Source organism: Streptomyces sp. SAS_272, from assembly GCF_052543235.1.
Map to the genome: position 1 here is coordinate 13,063 of NZ_JBMNDR010000040.1, position 20,464 is coordinate 33,526.

At 71.4% G+C, this 20,464-nt stretch carries 15 protein-coding genes and 1 pseudogene; 12 read left to right on the forward strand and 4 right to left on the reverse strand.

The features are described from left to right. Positions 1–22: 22 nt before the first annotated feature. The 9 genes and pseudogenes from ACN6LD_RS22555 (at position 23) to ACN6LD_RS22595 (ending at position 8,629) form a co-directional block, all read left to right on the forward strand. Complete coding sequence (locus ACN6LD_RS22555; RefSeq protein ID WP_445044107.1) at positions 23–2,404, forward strand: phosphoketolase family protein; 2,382 nt, start codon at positions 23–25, stop codon at positions 2,402–2,404. Positions 2,405–2,756: 352 nt separating this feature from the next. Next, entirely contained in the window at positions 2,757–2,885 is a 129-nt protein-coding gene (locus ACN6LD_RS22560) for a hypothetical protein (RefSeq protein WP_445044108.1), read from the forward strand. Between the two features lie 27 nt (positions 2,886–2,912). Further along, positions 2,913–3,410: a flavodoxin domain-containing protein gene (locus ACN6LD_RS22565; protein WP_319186849.1), complete on the forward strand. Its 498-nt coding sequence runs from the start codon at positions 2,913–2,915 to the stop codon at positions 3,408–3,410. 255 nt (positions 3,411–3,665) lie between these two features. Continuing rightward, on the forward strand, positions 3,666–4,157 hold the full coding sequence (locus ACN6LD_RS22570) for a DUF2975 domain-containing protein (RefSeq protein WP_319186850.1): 492 nt from the start codon (positions 3,666–3,668) through the stop codon (positions 4,155–4,157). Then, positions 4,157–4,378, forward strand: coding sequence for a helix-turn-helix domain-containing protein (locus tag ACN6LD_RS22575; RefSeq protein WP_319186851.1), 222 nt, complete (start codon positions 4,157–4,159; stop codon positions 4,376–4,378). The genes ACN6LD_RS22570 and ACN6LD_RS22575 overlap by 1 nt, the downstream gene beginning before the upstream one ends. 466 nt (positions 4,379–4,844) lie before the next feature. Continuing rightward, positions 4,845–5,081: pseudogene (locus ACN6LD_RS22580) on the forward strand (alcohol dehydrogenase); the annotation flags it as partial. A 19-nt stretch (positions 5,082–5,100) separates the two neighbouring features. Further along, complete coding sequence (locus tag ACN6LD_RS22585) at positions 5,101–5,769, forward strand: helix-turn-helix domain-containing protein (RefSeq protein ID WP_445044109.1); 669 nt, start codon at positions 5,101–5,103, stop codon at positions 5,767–5,769. Positions 5,770–5,881: 112 nt separating this feature from the next. After that, positions 5,882–6,322 (forward strand): pyridoxamine 5'-phosphate oxidase family protein, encoded by a 441-nt coding sequence (locus ACN6LD_RS22590; RefSeq protein ID WP_445044110.1) that lies wholly within the window; start codon positions 5,882–5,884, stop codon positions 6,320–6,322. A gap of 588 nt (positions 6,323–6,910) precedes the next feature. Next, complete coding sequence (locus tag ACN6LD_RS22595) at positions 6,911–8,629, forward strand: GAF domain-containing sensor histidine kinase (protein ID WP_319186854.1); 1,719 nt, start codon at positions 6,911–6,913, stop codon at positions 8,627–8,629. 476 nt (positions 8,630–9,105) lie between these two features. Here the strand turns inward: ACN6LD_RS22595 and ACN6LD_RS22600 are convergent, their stop codons facing one another. Next, complete coding sequence (locus ACN6LD_RS22600; RefSeq protein WP_319186855.1) at positions 9,106–9,468, reverse strand: hypothetical protein; 363 nt, start codon at positions 9,466–9,468, stop codon at positions 9,106–9,108. Positions 9,469–10,304: 836 nt separating this feature from the next. On the opposite strand from ACN6LD_RS22600, the gene ACN6LD_RS22605 reads away from it, so the two are divergent. The 3 genes from ACN6LD_RS22605 to ACN6LD_RS22615 all read left to right on the forward strand — a co-directional run bounded on the left by ACN6LD_RS22605 (position 10,305) and on the right by ACN6LD_RS22615 (position 12,914). Beyond that, positions 10,305–11,024: a flavodoxin family protein gene (locus tag ACN6LD_RS22605; RefSeq protein WP_319186856.1), complete on the forward strand. Its 720-nt coding sequence runs from the start codon at positions 10,305–10,307 to the stop codon at positions 11,022–11,024. Between the two features lie 137 nt (positions 11,025–11,161). Beyond that, positions 11,162–11,302, forward strand: coding sequence for a hypothetical protein (locus tag ACN6LD_RS22610; protein ID WP_319186857.1), 141 nt, complete (start codon positions 11,162–11,164; stop codon positions 11,300–11,302). A gap of 247 nt (positions 11,303–11,549) precedes the next feature. After that, the gene (locus ACN6LD_RS22615; RefSeq protein ID WP_319186858.1) at positions 11,550–12,914 is read left to right on the forward strand and encodes a glutamate decarboxylase; all 1,365 of its coding nucleotides are present in this window, start codon (positions 11,550–11,552) and stop codon (positions 12,912–12,914) included. A 265-nt stretch (positions 12,915–13,179) separates the two neighbouring features. On the opposite strand, the gene ACN6LD_RS22620 is transcribed toward ACN6LD_RS22615, so the two are convergent. The 3 genes from ACN6LD_RS22620 to ACN6LD_RS22630 form a co-directional block, all read right to left on the reverse strand. Beyond that, the gene (locus ACN6LD_RS22620; RefSeq protein ID WP_445044111.1) at positions 13,180–14,229 is read right to left on the reverse strand and encodes a GDSL-type esterase/lipase family protein; all 1,050 of its coding nucleotides are present in this window, start codon (positions 14,227–14,229) and stop codon (positions 13,180–13,182) included. Positions 14,230–14,463: 234 nt separating this feature from the next. Then, positions 14,464–15,306, reverse strand: a complete 843-nt coding sequence (locus ACN6LD_RS22625) for a hypothetical protein (protein WP_319186860.1) — start codon at positions 15,304–15,306, stop codon at positions 14,464–14,466. Between the two features lie 201 nt (positions 15,307–15,507). Then, positions 15,508–20,460 carry a LamG-like jellyroll fold domain-containing protein gene (locus ACN6LD_RS22630; protein WP_445044112.1) on the reverse strand — a complete coding sequence of 1,651 codons (4,953 nt, stop codon included), beginning with the start codon at positions 20,458–20,460 and terminating at the stop codon, positions 15,508–15,510. Positions 20,461–20,464 lie beyond the last annotated feature (4 nt).

Genomic DNA, 20,464 nt, shown 5'->3' on the forward strand with positions numbered 1-20,464 from the left:
CACGACTTTTGGAGTCTCACCCATGTCCAAGGTCGAACACCAGAACGCCACCGAACTTTCCGACGACGAGCTGCACACCCTGTACGCGCACTGGCGCGCCGCCAACTACCTCGCGGCGGGCCAGATCTACCTGATGTCCAACCCGCTGCTCACCGAGGCGCTGCGGCCCGAGCACATCAAGCCCCGACTGCTCGGCCACTGGGGCACCTCGCCCGGCCTCAACCTCGTGTACACCCACCTCAACCGCGTCATCAAGGCACGCGGGCTCGACGTGCTGTGCGTGTGGGGACCGGGCCACGGAGGGCCGTCGATCCTGGCGAACTCCTGGCTGGAGGGAAGCTACAGCGAGACCTACCCGGACGTGCCGCGGGACGGGGCGGGCATGGCCAGGCTGTTCCGGCAGTTCTCCTTCCCCGGGGGCGTGCCCAGCCACGTCGCCCCGGAGACGCCCGGCTCGATCCATGAGGGAGGCGAACTCGGCTACTCCCTTTCCCACGCGTACGGCGCCGCCTTCGACAACCCGAACCTGCTGGTCGCCTGTGTGATCGGAGACGGTGAGGCGGAGACCGGGCCGCTGGCCGCCTCCTGGCACTCCGACAAGTTCCTCGACCCCGCGCACGACGGCGCCGTCCTGCCGATCCTGCACCTCAACGGCTACAAGATCGCCAACCCGACGGTGCTCGCCCGGCTCCCCGAGGCCGAACTCGACGCGCTGCTGCGCGGATACGGCCACGACCCGATCCACGTGACCGGCGACGACCCCGCCACGGTGCACCGGGCCATGGCGGCGGCACTGGACGACGCGCTCGATCGCATCGGCGTGATGCAGCGGAGCGCCCGCGAGGACGGCGTCACCGAGCGCGTGCACTGGCCGATGATCGTCCTGCGCACACCCAAAGGCTGGACCGGCCCCGCCGAGGTCGACGGCGTGCCCGTCGAGGGAACCTGGCGCGCCCATCAGGTCCCGCTGGCCGGCGTACGCGAAAACCCCCAGCACCTGGAGCAGTTGGAGGCGTGGCTGCGCTCGTACCGGCCGGAGGAGCTCTTCGGCCCGGACGGCAGGCCCGCCGCCGACGTCCTGGCTCCGGTCCCCGAGGGCGCGCGCAGGCTCGGCGCCACCCCGTACGCCAACGGCGGACTGCTCGTCCGCGACCTGCCCCTCGCGTCCCTCGACGACTTCGCCGTACCCGTCGACAAGCCGGGCACGACCCTGCATGAGCCCACCCGCATCCTCGGCGACCTCCTCGCCCGGGTGATGAAGGACACCGCAAGCCGCCGCGACTTCCGGGTGGTCGGGCCCGACGAGACCGCCTCCAACCGGCTCCAGGCGGTCTTCGACGTCAGCGGAAAGGCCTGGCAGGCCCAGCACCTTCCGGTGGACGAGCACCTCGAGCATCACGGCCGAGTGATGGAGATCCTGTCCGAACACACCTGCCAGGGCTGGCTGGAGGGCTATCTGCTGACCGGCCGGCACGGACTGTTCTCCTGCTACGAGGCGTTCGTGCACATCGTCGACTCGATGGTCAACCAGCACATCAAGTGGCTCAAGACGTCACGGGAGCTGCCGTGGCGCGCGCCCGTCGCCTCCCTCAACTACCTGCTCACCTCGCACGTGTGGCGCCAGGACCACAACGGTTTCTCCCACCAGGACCCCGGCTTCGTCGACCACGTCCTCAACAAGAGCCCCGAGGTCGTCCGCGTCTACCTCCCGCCGGACGCCAACACCGCGCTGTCCGTGGCCGACCACGTCCTGCGCAGCCGCGACTACGTCAACGTGATCGTGGCCGGCAAGCAGCCCTGCTTCGACTGGCTCTCGATGGACCAGGCCCGCGCACACTGCGCCCGCGGCGCGGGGATCTGGGAGTGGGCCGGCACCGAGAACGGCGGCGAACCGGACGTCGTCCTGGCCTGCGCCGGCGACGTGCCCACCCAGGAGATCCTGGCCGCCGCCCAGTTGCTCCGCCGCCACCTCCCGGAGCTCGCCGTCCGCGTCGTCAACGTGGTCGACATGACCCGGCTCATGCCGCGTGAGGAACACCCGCACGGCATGAGCGACTTCGAGTACGACGGCCTGTTCACCACCGACAAGCCGGTGATCTTCGCCTACCACGGCTACCCCTGGCTGATCCACCGCCTCGCCTACCGCCGCACCGGCCACCCCAACCTGCATGTGCGCGGCTACAAGGAGTCCGGCACCACGACCACGCCCTTCGACATGGTCGTCCGCAACGACCTCGACCGCTACCGGCTCGTCATGGACGTCATCGACCGCGTCCCAGGCCTCGCGGTCCGCGCCGCCGGGGCACGCCAGCGGATGGCCGACGCCCGCACCCGCCACCAGGCCTGGATCCGCGAGCACGGCACCGACCTCCCCGAGGTCGCCGAATGGACCTGGGATGCCTGAACACCTCACTCCCAGAAGGAGTTCACCGTCATGACCGTACGCGTCGGCATCAACGGCATCAACGGCATCAACGGCACCGACGGCACCGACGGCTTCCGCCGCAACGGCCGCACCTGTCTGCGCGCCGATCTCGACCGTGCCGAAGAGGGCACCCAGGCCGTCGAGGCCGTCGCCGTCACGTGCTCGACGCGAGGGTGCGGCTGCTGCCGCGCCGCCCCCCAGACCCGTATCTGCGCCGACTGCGCTGAGGAGGGAACGGCCATGAGGCACGACACGGTCGGCTCCGTGATGACCGCGGACGTCGTCCGCGCCGAGTACGGCGCGCAAGAGCGAGAAGGGGATCGCCCTGTCCATGACGCGGCGCATCGACGGCGTGGCGGACGTGCTCGACCAGCTCGCCTACCGGGTCGACGACGCCCGCATCCGTGTCGAGGAACAGACCATGCACGGCGTGGCCGACGACTGGCCGCGCCGGCTGTGAGCCCAGAGTAAGAGGAGGCGAACCGCCATGACCGACAGCGTGTTGGTCACCTACGGAACGACGAACGGATCCACGGCCCGGATCGCCGAAGCCGTCGCCGAGGTTCTGCGCAAGGACGGCCTGACCGTCGACCTGCTCCCGGCCCGGTCCGTGGCGCGCGTGACGTCGTACGACGCCGTGGTGGTCGGCGGGGGGCTCTACGCGGGACGCTGGCACAAGGACGCGCGGCGGTTCGTCCGCCGGCACCGCGCCGGACTCGCGGAGCGGCCGGTGTGGTTCTTCAGCAGCGGACCGCTCGACGCCTCCGCCTCCGAGCGGGACATTCCGCCTGTGCGCGGCGTGCGGCGGGCCATGACCCGGCTGGACGCCCGGGACCACGCCACCTTCGGGGGATGCCTGGAAGAGGGCGCCAAAGGGCGGGTGGCCGGGATGATCCTGCGCTCCGGCAAGGGCGGCGACTTCCGGGACTTCGGCGCGATCGAGACATGGGCCGAAGGCGTCGCCGAAGCCCTGACGCACCCCTAGGGCGAGAAGGAGGAGGAGCGAACCCGAGCACCGCGGCCGGCTCCGGCGCCGTTTGCGGACTCGGCGCCGCTGAGCAGAGCGAAGGCGTATTGCAGCGAGGCCTGCTTCGGCACGCTCAGGACGGCCCGCGCACCGCCATACCGTGGTGGGCGGGAGCCGTCACCGCGCGAAACTCCTGCCCGACCTGCGTCCCGGCCTTGTCCAAGCTATCGAATAACGATAGATTCTCATCGCGTTTCGATGGAAGGACGGGTCATGGGAAAGCTGGCAGTGCGTGCGCTGCGCGCCGTGCTCGCGGTGGTGCTCGCCGGCACCGTGTTCGTACAGGCAGGGATGGTGTGGGTACTGGTCGGCGGGAACGACCCGGAGGACGGGTCGATCCCGCTGACTCCGCTGCGCGTGATCACGATCCTGGGCATGGCGGCGGCCCAGGTCGCCCTGGTCAGCGTGTGGCGGCTGGTGACGATGGTGCGCCGCGGAACCGTGTTCTCCCACGCCGCCTTCCGGTACGTGGACGCCGTGATCGGCGCGGTCGTGGCGGCTGCCCTGTTGTGGTTCGCGGTGACGGTCGTCAATGCGCCGGGCCAGCGGGACGACCCGGGCGTCACCGTCATCATGGGCGGGGTCGGTGTGGCCATCCTCGGGGTCGCGCTCATCGTGCTCGTGCTGCGGATGCTGCTCGCCCAGGCCGTCGCGCGCGACGGCGAAGCGGCGCAGCTGCAGGCCGAGCTGGACGAGGTGATCTGATGCCGATCGTCGTCGACATCGACGTGATGCTGGCCAGGCGGAAGATGTCCGTGGGCGATCTCGCGGACCGCGTGGGGATCACGCCCGCCAACCTCGCGGTACTCAAGAACGGCCGCGCCAAGGCGGTGCGCTTCGCGACGCTCGCCGCGCTCTGCGAGGCGCTCACGTGCCAGCCGGGAGACCTGCTGCGCTGGGAGGCCGAGGACGCCGCGAGCGGATGACGGCCACCGGGCGGTCGCCCGCGCATGCAGACGCGATGGCTCGAGGCGGAGCCGGCCGCGCAGGACGCACCGGCGGCGAGGAGCGGTCCGCATGCCTTCGCGGCCCAGCCGCTCCGGGCCGCCGCGCCCTCGATGCGCCGCGGCCGGCCGTGGCGCTTTCGGCCGGCCCCCGACACGGCGACGTTGCAGGTGCACGCCGCCCCCCGAGCGCCGGCCGGGTTCGGGGAAGGGTCGTACGGTCCCTTCCGGGCGGGGCCGACAGGACCTGCGTGCTCCTCTGCCGTCCACGCCCCGCAAGGACCTGTCCGGCCCGTGGGCGGGGCCGGACGGCCCAAGCGGATCAGGTGAATGCAGGACAAGCTGGATGCCTGGGGAACCTCCGGACCCGAACGAAGAACGGTGATGATCATCATGAAGGGCTTCGTCCTCCGAGGTCCCGGCCGGTCCGCCTGGGAGGACGTCCCGGGTCTGGATCGAGAACGTCGCCGTCACCACGGGCCTGGTCGACACCCACTCCACGCCCACCCTGCCGCGGACGGCGGCAGCCGGCCGCCTGCCCACCACGCAGCTGGTCACCCACGCCTTCCCGCTGGACGGCATGGAGGAGGCGTACGACGTCTTCTCCCGGGCCGCCGACACCGGCGCCCTCAAGGTGGTGCTCGGCGAACAGCCGCATGACGAGGTCGCCGTCCCGGCGGCCTGACGAGAGGACCTGACGGGTCATGGACGCAAAGACGCAGGGCAACGTGACGGAGGGCCCGCCCTCGGGCGACCTGGGCCGCCGAATCGCGGCACGCCGCACCCAACTTGGGCTCACCCGGGAGGAGACGGCCGCCCGCGCGGGCATGGCCGCCACCTATCTGGCGCACTTGGAGGAGCATCCCGCCGCAGCGCCGGGCCCGGGCGCACTGGGCACGCTGGCGGCGGTCCTGCAGACCACGGTCTCCGCGCTCACCGGAGGCGACGCCGACCTCCCGCCCGGACCCGGACTGGCCGGGCATACCCCCGAGTTCACCGAACTGAGCAGGACCGAGTGCGGCGACCTGCTCTCGACACACGGTGTCGGGAGGCTCGCGGTGTCCACGGCGCACGGGCCGGTGATCGTCCCCGTCAACTACAGCGTCGTCGACGGCACGATCGTCTTCAGGACCGCCCGAGGCGCGACGCCGGCGACCGACGGCCCGGTCGCCTTCGAGGTCGACCGGATCGACGACGCGTTCAGCCAGGGCTGGAGCGTGCTCGTGCGCGGACGCGCGCGCCTGGTGACGGAACTCGACGAGGCGCATCGGCTCGCCCGGCGGGCCCACAGCACGCCGTGGGCCGGCGGCCGGCGGGACCTGTGGGTGCGTATCGAACCGTACGCCGTCACGGGGCGCCGGATCGCGGTCTGAACGGGTCGTTCTCCGGTCGGCCGGGGCCCCATGGTCCCTGGCTGCGAGTTCCTCGCCGTTCGAGGATGGACCGATGCCGAACCGCATTGTCAGGTGAGAGACGAGAAGGCCGATGTATGCCAACGACGGATTTCGCGAACTCGGCCGGCCGGAGTGCCTGCGCCTGCTGACCCAGGTGCCGGTGGGGCGCATCGTGTACACGCGGAAGGCGCTGCCCGCCGTCCTGCCGGTCAACTTCTGCCTCGGCCACGACGGCGCGGTGCTGCTGCGCACGTCGGCCTTCTCGCAACTGGTGCGCGCGATCGACGGCGCGGTGGTCGCGTTCGAGACCGACCAGGTCGACGCCGCCGCCCACTCCGGCTGGAGTGTGGTCGTGACCGGCGAGGCCGCCTTGGTGACCGACCCCGCGGAGCACGCACGGCTTCTGCTGGCGGGCCCGCGTTCCTGGGCCCCGGCGCCACAAGAGGTCTTCGTGCGCATCGACCCGGAGCTGGTCACCGGGCGCGAACTCGTCGCCGGTCGCACCCTGTACGGCGTGCAGCTCCCGTCCTGAAGTCCGAACGGCCTTCGCGGAAAGGGCCGTTCGGCCTGTCCGGGTCCCTCTCGGCTTCTGTCCGAGGCATCGACACAGGACAGGCATGGGCAGCGGAGGTTCGGCGCTCCGACGGGCGACGCCTCCACCGGACGATCGCTCACAGAAGGGGACGCACGGCGACGGTCCTTCATCGCGCAGTCGTAGGAGTGGACGGCTCCGAGGCCGAGCGACGCGGGGCGAGGAGTTCGTCTCCTGCACTCGTGGAGCCATCGGCACGTGACCTCCGAACTTCCCTCCCTCGTGCGGGCGCGCAGTGCGGCCGGGAACGGCTGTACGGGATTCCCCTCCGGGTCGTCCCCTCCGGGTCGTCCACGTGGGGGAGCAGCGCCGCACGCCTACGTGCCGTTCGCCGGAGAGAGGGGGTTCCTCCGCCGGGAGCGGACCGGTCCGAGGAGGTGCTGCCGGTCCCCGCCAGGGGGTCGATCGGCCCAGGTGGGGAACCCGGGCAACCCGCCCCGCCCCGATCCGCTACCGCGGCATGCGGCCGAGCACTACCGTGGCACATGATCGGACCGGCGGGTGTCCGTGCGACCTGGAGGAGCACCGGTGGGAAGCCCCGAGGAGGCCCGGGTACGGCTGCCACAGCTGCGGCTGGACGAGCTGCTGGAGGAGCTGCAGGCCCGGCTGGACGCGGCCCGCGGCACCCGGGACCGGGTGCACAGCCTGCTCGAAGCGGTGCTCTCGGTCGGCCGGGAACTGGATCTGGAGCAGGCGCTGCGCAGCATCGTGGAGGCCGCGGCGGTGCTGGTCGACGCGGAGTACGCGGCGCTCGGCGTGATCGGTCCGGACGGGAGGCGCCTGTCCGCCTTCCACACCGTCGGGGTGAGCGAGGAGCAGATCGCCGAGATCGGCCCGTACCCGGAAGGCCACGGCATCCTGGGCGAGCTGATCCGGCACCCGGAGCCGCTCCGCCTGACGAAGATCTCCGAGCATGCGGCGTCGTACGGCTTCCCGGCCCATCACCCGCCGATGAACACTTTCCTCGGCGTCCCGATCCGGGTGCGGGACCAGGTCTTCGGCAACCTGTACCTGACCGAGAAACGGGGCGGCGCCCAGTTCGACGAGGACGACATCTCGGTCACCCTCACCCTGGCCGTGGCGGCCGGGGTCGCGATCGACAACGCGCGGCTGTATGCCGAGTCCCGGCAGCGGGAGCGCTGGCTTCAGGCGAACGCGGAGATCACCCACCGCCTGATGTCCGGCGGCGCGCGCAGCGAGGTCCTCGGCCTGATCGCCGAGCGGGCAGGCGAGATCACCGGATCGGCGCTGGCGGCGGTCGCGCTGCCCATGCAGGACACCAAATCGCTCGCCGTGGAGATCGCCGTCGGAATGGACGCCGAGGCGCACCACGGGCTCGTCCTCTCCATGGACCGGAGCCTGATGGGCCTGGCCTTCTCCGCCGCGGCTCCGGTCACCAGCGAGGATGTCGGCCACGACGAACGGATCTCCCTGGAGCCGCCGCGCTTCGGCGGTCTCGGCCCCGCCGTGGCCGTGCCCATCGGCACCGGCGAGCTGGGTCCGCGAGGCGTGGTGCTGCTGGCGCGCGAAGTCGGCGGGCCGTCGTTCGCGGCGACGGAGACCGAGACCCTGCAAGCCTTCGCCGCGCAGGCCGCCGTCGCCATGGAACTCGCGGAGCGCCGCCAGGACGCCGAGCAGATCGCCGTGCTCGAGGACCGTGACAGGATCGCCCGCGACCTGCACGACCTGGCGATCCAGCGACTGTTCGCCACCGGGATGACCTTGCAGAGCGCGGGCCGCTTCATCGAGCACGCGGAAGCCTCCGAGCGCGTTGCGCGCGCGGTGGACGACCTCGACGAGACCATCAAGATCATCAGGTCGACGATCTTCGGCCTGCGCACCCGTGACGGCACGGGCGAGGCGGGTCTGCGGGCCCGGGCCGTACGAGTGGTCGGAGAGGCGGCGCCGGTGCTGGGCTTCGCGCCGAGTGTGAGGATGGAAGGCCTGCTGGACACCGACGTGCCCAGGGAGATCGCCGACCACGTGGTGGCGGTGCTCTCCGAGGCCCTGACCAACATCGCCCGGCACGCCCGGGCCGACCGCACCGAGGTGGTCCTGGCCACGGACGGCCGGGAGGTACGCCTGTCGGTCACCGACAACGGCGTGGGCATCCCGGCCGACGGTCGCCGCAGCGGGCTGCGCAACATGGCGGAACGGGCCGGGCAAGTGGGCGGCCGGCTGGAGTTGACGGAACCCGAGGGCGGCGGCACCACGCTGGTGTGGCGAGTGCCGGCGCGCAGGCGGTAGGACTCGGGCGCACGCGGGTACCCGTCGGCCGGATACCGGTCGTCACACGGTGAGCAGAGCCCCATCGGCCCGCGATCAGGGCCGCCCGGGCACGCAGCCGAGGCCGGAGACAGTACGCGGGACGGCATCCGAGCGCCTGGAGAACGCCATGCCCGGCACGCTCTGCCTCGTGAGCGACGTGATGACCCGGAGTGCGGCCGCCCTCCGCGCGGGCACGGCCTTCCAGGACATCGCGAAGACCATGCGCCGCTGGAAGGTCAGCGCCCTCCCCGTACCGGACGGCGGCCTCCGTGTCACCGGCGCGGCGTCCGAGGCCGACCTGCTGCCCAAGAGGTGCTCCGGGTCTTCCGGATCTTCCGGGTCTGCCGGTCACCGGCCCGGTGTCCGAGGCCGACCTGCTGCCCAAGGAGTGTTCCGGGTCTTCCGGGACTTCCGGGACTTCCGGGACGGCGAACGGACCCGGACGCGCGGTCGAGTCACCGCCACGGCCTCACCAGGCCGCTGCGGTGGCCTGCCCAGGCCATGGGCCTGCCCAGGCCATGCAGCCGGTGACCGCACCGGCCGTCGCTGTGCGCGCCGACGACGCCGTGGCGCAGGCCGCGCGCATCAAGGCGCGACGCAACCTTGGTCCCTCGGGCCCCGGGACACCACGGCGCCCGGTGGAGGGCTGCGGCGCAGCCCAGGTGAAGACCGCGGTTGCCGGGGTCGGCGCGCGGCATGGCGCGGTCGAGGTCCGAGTGCACATGGAGCGTGCCGGCGCCGTGCAGGAAGCGGAATTTCCACGGCTGGGCGTTGTGCATCGAGGAGGCGGCTGTGGCGTCTTCGAGCAGGGCCGTCACGGTCGTCGCGTCGAGTGTGCGGACAGCCGTCGGACCCGCCTCCCTCCGGGGACGACCGGTCGTTCGCGAAGAGTCGATTCCTGTCTCATCCACCGTTCCCGTCCCTTCCACTGTTCCACTGGGTATCGGCGCGCGCAGTCGAGCAAGGCGGCGTCCCCGCGGTGCGGGATCACCGGGGTGCGGGATCACCGGGGTCTGCTCACCGGCCACGGCCGACGGGGCAACCGTGCACGACGCTGTGCGATGACCCGGAGGGGACGGTCCGGCGTGCCGCTGTCGAGGTCATGGCGATCAGCTCCCAACGCTGCTCATGCGGCGGGGCCGGCATGGTGCGATGCCGCAGTCGGCGAGCCGTTCGGCGATCTCCCGGAAGCCGGCGTCCGGACGACCGGCGTGGTCATGAGGCCGCTCATCACCCGGCGCCGCATGGTCTTGTCGGCTGATATCGCGTACGCCTTTCGATTCCACTGTCCGCCCGTCCCGACGCCTCCGCATGGGCCGTTCGGCCCCGACCAGGGGCCGAACGGGTTTGATCCGGCGTATCGCTGCGGGTCAGTGCATCGGGCGTGTTTCGAACGTCCCTCCCCCCGGAAGGTGCGCCCCCAGCCCGGCGACGCCTGGCACGTCCGCCCTGGTCGATCGGCCGGAAGGCGCCTCGCGCCCGGTCGGGCCCGGAAGCCCGGTGCCGGCCGTAGGGTGAGTGCAGCGCACGCCCGGCGCCGGGGCTGCAGGCGTACCGGGAGTCCCTGGATCCGCCGGACACGTCACCGCTTCGTAAGGCCTCGTGGGCGCGTCGAACCAGGACAAAACCTCGTACACGCGAGACGCTGCCCGCCATGGACACACCCCTTCCTCACCGATTCGACGACCTCAGCGCGCTGTACGTCAACTGCACCCTCAAGCCGTCTCCTCAGCTCAGTCACACACAAGGGTTGGTCGACCGGAGCCGCGCGATCATGGAGGCGCAGGGAGTGGCGACGGACGAGATCAGGGCCGTCGACCACGACATCGCCACCGGCGTGTACCCCGACATGACCGAGCACGGCTTCGCCTCCGACGAGTGGCCGGCCCTCTACGCGAGAGTGATGGCCGCCGACATCCTGGTCCTGGCCGGACCGATCTGGCTGGGCGACAACAGTTCGGTGACCAAGAAGGTCGTCGAGCGCCTCTACGCCTGTTCCTCGCTGCTCAACTCCCAAGGCCAGTACGCCTACTACGGCCGGGTCGGCGGGTGCCTGATCACAGGCAACGAAGACGGCGTCAAACACTGCGCGATGAACGTCCTCTACAGCCTGCAGCACCTCGGCTACACGATCCCGCCCCAGGCGGACGCCGGCTGGATCGGCGCGGCCGGCCCCGGCCCGTCGTACCTCGACCCCGGCTCGGGCGGCCCCGAGAACGACTTCACCAACCGCAACACCTCCTTCATGACCTGGAACCTCATGCACATGGCGGCCCTGCTCAAACGCGCCGGGGGCATCCCCGCGCAGGGCAACCAGCGTTCGCAGTGGGACGCGGATTGCCACGCGGGCGCTGACAACCCCGAGCACCGCTGAAGCGGGGCCCAGGGACACGCGGCCGGACGGTGCAGGGGGTGCGGAGAGGAGGCGGGCGGACTCTGCCCGGGCAGCCTGGACGAGGTGGCCACGGCCTGCACGCTCGCCCCGGGCCGCACCGACCCGGCCGACCGGGCGTGACGGACGATCTGGCCGCGCGCCGGTTGACGCGCGGGTGGGTCAAGGGGTGCGGGGGCGGCCGGACCACGCCGGACATCCCGTCCCGGGTCGGAGTCGCCGCCACCGTCTCCTACGTCGCCGACGCGGGGCGCACGTGAAGATGCTGTTCGCGGGCGTGGACGGCGACTGCACCAAGTCCACCGGCAAGTATCTCAGACCCGGTGATGGTCGCGAGCCAAGACGACATCCTCGGCCCGCTCGTGCGGTCGGGTCTCGGGCCCGGCGACGGACGGTACGACGACCGGGCGGCCGGCGGGGGCGCCCGCGTGACCCCGGCCGGTGAGCGGGGGCGTGTTCCGTGTGTCCCTCGCCCGCGGCAGGGCCCGACGCTGTTTGAATCGTCGTATGGCCAACAGCGACGATTCGGTTCTTTTCGGCAACCGGTTCCTGACCATGCCCGCTCCTTCGCAGACCTTCCCCGAGCAGGGCATGACCGCGACCGACGCGATGCGGCTCGTGGACGTGGATCTCGCCATGGAGGGCGACCCGCAGCGCAACCTCGCGACGTTCGTCACCACGTGGATGGAGCCGGAGGCACAGCAGCTGATCGCCGAGAACCTGCACCGCAATTTCATCGACCACGCGGAGTACCCCATCTCCGCGGACATCGAGCAGCGTTGCGTGCGCATGCTCGCCGATCTCTTCCACGCGCCCGGCAGGACGACCGGCTGCCGGACCCAGGGGTCGTCCGAGGCGATCATGCTCGGCGCGCTGTCGCTGAAGTGGAAGTGGCGCCAGCGCCGCCAGGCAGCCGGTCTGTCGGCCGACCGGCCCAACCTGGTCTTCGGGGGCGACGTCCACGTCGTGTGGGAGAAGTTCTGTCGCTATTTCGACGTCGAACCGCGGATCGTGCCGCTCGCCGAGGGCAAGTACACGATCGGCCCGGAGGACGTGGAGCCCCGCATCGACGAGAACACGATCGGCGTCGTCGCCGTCCTCGGCACCACGTTCACCGGCCACAAGGACGACGTCGTAGGGATCGACGCGCTCCTGAGGGACGTGCGCACCAGGCGTGACCTCGACATCCCGATCCACGTCGACGGCGCCAGCGGGGCGTTCGTGTGGCCCTTCCTCTACCCCGACTCGAAATGGGACTTCCGGCTCGAGCAGGTCCGTTCGATCAACGTGTCCGGCCACAAGTACGGCCTGGTCTACCCCGGCATCGGCTGGCTCGTCTTCCGCGAGGAGTCCGACCTCGCCGAGGACCTGGTGTTCTACGAGAACTACCTGGGCAAGACCGACGCGACGTTCACGCTCAACTTCTCCACCGGCGCCTCGATGGTGCTCGCGCAGTACTACAACTTCGTGCGGCTGGGGCGCCAGGGTTACACGTACATCATGAAGATGATGCAGGACAACGCCCGGGCACTGGCGGACAACCTGCGCAGCAGCGGCCGCTTCGAGGTGATCGGGAGCGACCTGGAGCAACTGCCGCTGGTCGCCTTCCGGCTCGCCGGCGAGAACGCCTACGACGAGTCCGACATCGCCTGGCAGCTCTCGGCCGAGCGCGGATGGATGGTGCCGGCGTACACGCTCCCGCCCAACGCCGAGCGGGTGAAGATCCTGCGGGCCCTGGTGAAGGAGACGCTGAGCCGCGAGCAGGTCGACCGCCTGAGCCAGGACATCGCCGACGCGTGCCGCACCCTCGACGACAAGGGTGCGGCCCACGGGATCGAGCGCAACCAGGTCAAGCGGGGCACCGGCTACTGACGACGTGGCGAAGCGGTGTCCGCACAGCGGTGTCCGGGCTCGGATCCCCCTTCCCCGGCATGTGCCGGCACCGCTTTCGATCACCCGTCTCCATGACGGACCGGGGACGCCTCGGCTCCGGCCTCGCTCTGCTGCCCGCCCGGCGCCGGGCGGTGCCCCGGCGCCCGCTGCCGTCGCCGGCATGCGCTGCGTGCGCCGGCGCCACGGCGGTCTCGTCCGCTTCCGAGGGCGCCACGGGCGACTCGGTCGTCTCGTCGCGCAGGATTCAGGACGCCGAGCACGTGGTCGTCGCCGATGGCGTGTCCGCCGCGGTCGACGTGCTCGCGAGGAAGCCGAACGTGGTGCTCGCCCCCGCCGTCACCGTGCCGTTCCACCCGGCGTTGCGCACCGTCGTCCCGGTCAGCGCGCCGTTCCAGACCTGAGTGAGCCGGCTGCCCGCCGGGAGCGTCAGGTTCACCGCCCAGGAGGAGATCGCCGCCGTCGACGAGGTGTTGGTGACCGTGATCTCGCCCTGGTAGCCGCCCTGCCACACCGACACGGCGCGGAACGCAGCCGAGCAGCCGCCGCTCCCGGGGTCGCCGGGATCCCCGGGGTCGCCCGGGGTGAGCAGGGCTGACAGCGCCGGGTACCAGCGGGCCGCCATCTTGGCGTCGCCGGAGGCGTTGGGGTGGACGCCGTCGTAGGTGTCGGTGGCGCTGTCGAAGCCTGTCCACTGGTCGACGACGGTCACCGGCGACTGCGCGGTGGTGATGCCACGGGCCCAGGCCGGGATGCGCTGGTTGAAGGCCACGGTCCGGGCGGCGCACTCGGCGCAGCTGCTCGGATTGATCGGGATGAGCTGGGCCACCAGCACCTTCATCGACGGGTTGGAGGCCCGCATCTGGCCGACCAGTTTGGTGAACGCGGCGAGGACGGTGTCCGGTGCGATGCTGCTCCAGACGTCGTTGGTGCCGAAATGCATGACAACGATGTCCGGTCGGGTGGCCGCCAGCCATCCGGGCAGCAGGTTCTGGTCGGCGGTGGCGGTGGCCTGGAAGCCGCCGTGGCCTTCGTTGTCGGCGTCGTGCGTGAGGGCGCAGCTCTGGGCGTTCAGTGTGCCGACGAAGTCGATGTCGGTGTAGCCGGCGTTCTGCAACTGGTTCCAGAGCATCGAGCGCCAGCATCCCGGGGAGCCGGTGATGGAGTCGCCGAGCGGCATGATCCGTACGGGGGTCGCGGCGGCGGCGGACGGGGCGCCGACCAGGCCGAGGCCGGCGACGACGAGCAGGGCGGCCAGGAACGTGGCGAGGAGCGGGTGACGTCTTCTGCTGCGCACGGGATGTCCTTCCCGAAATGGGGGCGGGAGTGGGATCGGCGGTGCGGGCGGATGTGGGAGCGCTCCCACATCCACGTACCGCCCATCAAGCCACCGTTGTCGCCAGCACGTCAATATCCCGGACGGGCGAACTGCAGAAGGCGGCCCGAGTCGCTCGCGAGGCGAGCGAGGGGCCTGTGGCTCCTTGGTCTTGGCGGGGTGCTCTCGTGGTCGACGATGGCCGGGGATCGGGCGTCAAGAGTGTTCGCCGAGTTGGAGGAAGCCTGCGAAGGAGAAGCACAGGGCGCCGGTGAGAGTGCCCCAGTCGGCGATGTCGGCGTTGACGAGGCTGCCGGTGGCGGGGCGTGTGTAGGCGGCGACAGCCGAGACCATGAACAGGACGGACCCGAGCTGGTTGACGGCGACGATCCACCAGCCGAGGTCGTACGGCCGGACGCGGAGCCGTCCGTGGCAGATTTCGACGAAGGCCAGGTGGCCGGAGATCAGGAAGAGGACGCAGCCGATCACGTCGGGCGCCCAGATCAGCCGGTTGACCTGCTGGGCGGTCAGGCCCTGCAGGAAGGAGTCCAGCAGGTCGACGGCGAAGACGAGCGTGCCCGAGAAGAGGACGAAGGTGCTCAGCCAGTCCACCCGGGCCGGCTCATAGCTCCACCACCGCCAGGGGCGGGTGACCAAGTGTCCCTCGCCCCCGGGGACATGGCGGGGCGCGTTGATCGCCTGGAGCAGCGAGGCGTACCCGCCGGTGGTGAAGAAGAGGCCACCCGCGAAGTAGATCGAGGCGCACTCGGTGGCGTCGCCGGCGCCGAACTGGGCGACGGCTGCTCCGGCCGTGAAAAGGGCGCCGCCGAGGACGAACGCGACCGCGGCGATGGCGTTGAGCCGCCGCAGGCGCGTGCGGGAGACAGCGTCGGCGCGGATGTGATGCGTGTCCGCGGAGTGCAGGGGACGAACGGCGAGCACCCCGCGCCGACGCGCGAGCCGGGACTCCCAGACGGCGGTGCCGCCGTCGGCGAGGTGCCAGGTGAGCCGGGTGGTGAACGGTCCCGCGCCCTCGGCGCGCTGCTCGGGTTGCCCCACGGTCCGAGCCTAGAACGGGGGGCCCGACCGCCGATGAGCGAAACGCCGTCCGGGTGGGCCGGCCCGAACGAACAGCGGCGGCGCCTGCGCGAGCGCCGGGAGGCGGGCCACCGACCGGTGTGCTGTGAGACCGGCGGTCCCGGGGCGGCCCACATGCGTGAACCGTCCCGGGGCGCTGTCAGTCCGTCAGGCCGGTGGATCTCAGGGGATGCTCTGGTACAGCGCGGTGACCTGATTGGCCGTCAGTGCGTAGTCGTACGCCTGGACGCCGCTCACGGAACCGTTCAGCCAGTCGTCCTGGCTGCCGTTGTACAGACCCCGTCCGACGACCAGGTTCCCGGTGGCGGCCCAGGGGGTGACGCCGGTGGCGGTGCCGGCCGGAATGCCGTTCACGTACAGCTGGGCGGTCCTCGTCGCGGCGTTGTAGACGCCGACCAGGTGCGTCCAGGCGTTGGCCGATGCGCCTGCCGCGTAGGCGTAGGAGAACGCGGGGCTCGTGCCGTCGGCGCTGGTGAAGCCCAGGGCCCAGCCGGGGCTGCCGGTGTGGGAGTGGTTGTACTGGAGGTAGAAGGGACTGTTCCGGGTTCCTTCCTCCGCGACGACGGTCTGGTTGGCGGTGCCGACGGCGTTCGGTTTCACCCACGCGGAAAGGGTGAAGCTCCCGGTGCTGTTCACGACCTGAGGGTCGGGGCTGACGGCGTAGCCGGTGCTGCCGTCCAGGCTCAGCACGGTGCCCCGGGTCGTGTCGGTGGACCAGGTCGCGCCGCCGGTCAGGGTGAGCGGGCTGTTGCCGAGGTTCGGGTCGGCGCCTGCCGCGTTGAGGGTGTTGAGCGTGTCGGTCGCGGCGGTGTCGGTGGCCACGGGCATGCCGTCGCCGTCGTCCAGGTTCCAGGCGTCGACGGGTGAGAGCAGCGCCGTGGTGAGCGCGCCGAAGGCGGGGTTGGACAGGTTGACGTGGTCGCCGCTGTCGGCTGCCGCCGCCAGCTTCTCCTCGCCGGAGGCCGCGTCCGTCACGGCGACAGCCGCGTCGAAGTCGGCGAAGTAGACGGCGGGGGAGGCCCAGGGGTTGCCCAGGTTCATACCGCCGAGGAAGGCGTTGACGTCCGTTCGGTTGCTGTCCGTGGTGCCGGTGCAGGCATCGTTCGGCGTGGCGCCGTCGCCGGTGAAGCCCTCGCAGGGCGTGAGCGAGGTGAGCACCACGTTGATGCCCCAGCCCTGGAGCTGCTCCACGAGCTCCGTGTAGCCGTTGGCGTCCAGGTCGTCGCTGGTGGTCCCGGCCAGCAGGTCTTCGAGGCCGACGTCCACGATGACGGTGGAGATGCCGGGCTGGTCGAGGATGTCGCGGTCGAGGCGGGAGAGCACCGAAGGCCCGCCGATGGCACCGCCGTTGTACGTCTCCGGGTTGTCGGTCATGAGCTGGTTGGCTTCGATGCCCTCGGCGATGACGCCGTAGGGGGTGGGCGTCGAGGGCTCGGCTGCGGTCAGCCCGTCGGCCACCCGGTACCCGTTGGAGTTGGGCAGGGTGGTGCCGGGCTGGAAGGGATCGACCAGGTGGTCGCCCAGCACGGCCTCGGTGGGCACGCTCGCCGACTGCACGTCCAGGTCGGTGACCAGGTCGGTGAAGTTGCCGTAGGCGGCCGCGTCGGTGGTGAACGGCGTTGCACTGGTGCTGGTGGTGAGGTCACCGGTGCCGCTCGCGGTGATGTACTCGTAGGACCCGCCGGCATAGGAGTGCTGCACCAGGTAGGGAACCGCGTTGCTGAGCTGGTAGGAGACCAGCAGGTACTGGCCCGCGGTGACGGTGAAGGCCAGCGGGTCGCTGTAGACCATGCCGCCGACGGGGACGGTGACCGACTGGCTGCCGCCGAACTTGAGCGTCGTCGGGGTGCCGGCCGGGACCGAACCGATCGCGCTCGGCGTGGAGCTGAGGGCGATGGTGGCGTGTCCGATGGAGAGCTTGTTCGTCCCGAGTGCGTTGTCGAGCTTGACGCGGACGGTGCCGCCGGACACCGAGGGTCGCAGGGCCAGACGCATGGTCTGGTCGGAGAAGGCGCCGCCGCCCGGCAGCCCGTAACTGCCCTCGGTGGCACTGGCCCAGGCACCGGTCCAGGACTGCCCGGCCGGAGCGGCGGCGTAGCCGCCGCCCGCCTCGGCGGTGCCCGCGGTGGTGTCGCGGGTGCCCAGGGCGAAGACGTGCAGGGTCGACTCGCTGGGTCCGGCCGCGCCCGTCAGGTCCGGCAGGGTGACCGAGGCGATGGTGCGGGTCGGGTCCACCGGCGCCGAGAAGGCGAACAGCCGACGGTCGGCCGTGGTCCGGGCGGTGCCGTTGACATGCGGGAAGACCGCGGCGGCGATGGAGCTGTCGGTGTTGGACCAGTCGGGCACGGTCAACGTGTAGCTGGTGCTCGTGCCGTCGGTGTAGGTGATCTCGCCGGTGGCCGGGCAGAAGGCGTCGGCGTCGTCGCCGGAGAAGCAGTACGTGGCGCTGACCCTGGTGCCGGCCGGCACATAGGGGGCGGTGGTGTCACCGGCGATGGCGCCGGGGGAGGCCAGGTCGGTGTAGGTGGAGGAGGTCAGGAAGACCAGCGCGCTGCCGTGCCCGGAGTAGCCGACGGTCTGGTTGGCCGCCAGCAGGTTGTCCTTCTGGCCGGAGCCGAAGGCGGGCAGGGTCATGGTGGCGCCGTCGACGGTCACCTTGCCGCCGCTGGTCCAGCCCGCGTTGGCCCAGTCGGTGGCGGAAAAGCTGTGTCCGGCGCCGTCGAGGTTGCCTGCGGCCATGTCGGTGTCGGCGCTGACGCCCACGTTGTCGAAGCAGGCGGCCAGGCTGGCACAGGTGGTGTGGGCGTGCCCCGCGGCCAGGAAGGGGTAGGCGGAGGTGCCGGAGACGTCGCCGGCCCCGTCGACGGCGTAGACGTAGAGCGTGTGCGGGCCGGGCGAGGGCGGGGCGACGGTGACCGTCGCCTTGTTGCTGCTCGCGGTGACTGTCTCGTTCGCCGGCGGGTTGCTGGTCGGCGGCGGCACGTCGAGGTGGTAGACGAACTTGGTCGTGGTGGTGCCGGAGCCGGTGATGTCGAACTTGCCCGCGGTGCCGGCGGCCGCGCCGACGGCGGCGTCGGTGACGTCCGTGTCGGGGAAGACGTTGCTCTCGGAAGTGACTGCCGGCTCGTCAGGAGCGTTGGGCTCGGCGGTGAAGTGGCAGGTGGGCGACTGGCTGTAGCTGGTGGATGCCATGCCGTCGGTGACCGTGACGTTCCAGTCGACGGTCTTGCCGGCGGTCAGCCCGGAGACGAAGGACGCCGGGAGCGAGGCCGTGGCGTAGGTGTTGTCGGAGAGGTTGTCGCCGCTCTTGAGCGTGTACTTGGTGGTCGTGCCGTCGACCCAGTACTGGAAGGTGGCCTGAAGCTTGTCGCCGTTCGGGTCCTTGACCTTGGCGCGCAGCACCGGCGGGGTGGAGGCGATGGTCTTGCCCATGTACGGGTACGGCGAGACGGTGTCGCAGGCCGCGTCAGCGGCGCCGGACACGGCGGCCATGGTGGCGGCGGTGGGCGCGCTCGGCGGGTTGTCGTAGAAGATCTGCAGCGTCGGGTTGTGCGAGAACCGCTTGAACCCGAGGTCGTTGCGGCTGGACTCCATGGAGTCCTCGCTCAGGGTGGCGGTGAAGCTGCTTGCGTGGCCGCTCGCCGCGGTCTTGATCGGGCTCAGCACGTTGAAGCCGTTGGTCGTGCTGCCGTTGCCCGAACAGAAGGTGGGGTTGTACGCCGGCCCGAAGCTCGCCGAGGTCGAGTAGCTGTTGTAGCCGGGGCGGTTGCTCCAGTCCGTGCCCGAGCCGATGCCCTTGGACCAGTGCAGGTTGACCGTCGCGGTGGTCGAGCAGGAGGCCGAGTAGACGTCGGTCGCGTCGACCTCGGCGCTGTGGATGACGGCGCCGAAGACGGTCTTGGACAAGCTCCACTGGTAGACGGCGTGCTCGTCGCCGGTGTTGCAGGAACCCTCGGGCCAGCCGTTGTAGCCGACACCCAGGTAGCCGTTGTCGGCCAGGGAGCCGGTCTTGTCGTAGAAGGAGGTGCCGGGGCAGCCCTGCTTGACCTCGTCGAAGGCCGGGTTGGCGTAGTCGACCGGGTGCCAGTTGACCGAGGGGTCGACGAAGACGGGGAAGACGGTCGAGGCGCGGCTGAGCATCGCACGGTCGGGGACGAGCGTCAGCGTACCGGAGCCGACGCGCGCCCGGACCGGGCCGACGTGTGCGGCAAGACCCGGGTGCGCGGCGTCGGAGGCGTCGGCCGCCACCTTGGCGCCCCGGGGCTGCCGGCCGGCGGGCAGGGTCCGGTTGGAGTCCCACTGCAGCGGTGTGGGCGCGTCCGCCACCACCGATCCATGCGCGTCGGTGACGGCGAGGCCCCCGTCGGCGGCGGTGGCCAGCTGCCCGCCGCCCACCCGGGCGCCCAGGCGCAGCGAGCCCAGCGCGGGGTTCCGTGCCGCCGCGGCGTCGTGGACGACCAGGGTTTCGCTGGGGCCGCCGGCCGCGGTGGCGGAGACCTGGAGGTCCACGCCGGGAAGCACGGACGGGTAGGTCGCGGTGGCGCCCGAGACGGACGGGGCCGGCAGGGCGGTCGGCCAGACGAGGGTGAGCGAGGTGCTCCCGGAACGGGTGACCGCGAGGGGGGCGGCGCCGCCGCCGGAGAAGGACACAGTGCCGTAGGCCGTGGCCTTCGGGGCCCAACTGCCGTCGGCCCGGTGGACCAGCGTCAGATCCACCGGCGCCCAGCGGCCGCCCTGCCGGGTGCGCACCGGGAGCGGGTTGGAGACCGAGCGGAATTCGCCGCCCGGCTCCGCCTCCACCTGCACTGTCGGGCTGGTCAGCGAGGACACCGCCACCGGCTTGCCGGTGGCGTGCGCTTTCGCGGCGGCGGCCCGCATGGCGTCGGCGTCGGCTGTGGTGGGCCCGAAGCCGTCCGGCAGGACCGGCGAACCACCGTCCCTCGCGGGGGGCTTGGCGATCGGGACGCTTCTGCCGGTGACCTGTAGGCCCGGAGCCGGCTGCGCCGCGGCCGCTGGTGCCCAGGCCAGTCCGGCAGCGCTGACCGCCAGCACGGCGGCGGCCGCCACCGTTGCTCTCGGTCTGCCGTTTCCCGCGCGTGCGCGAGGTATGTGCATCGGA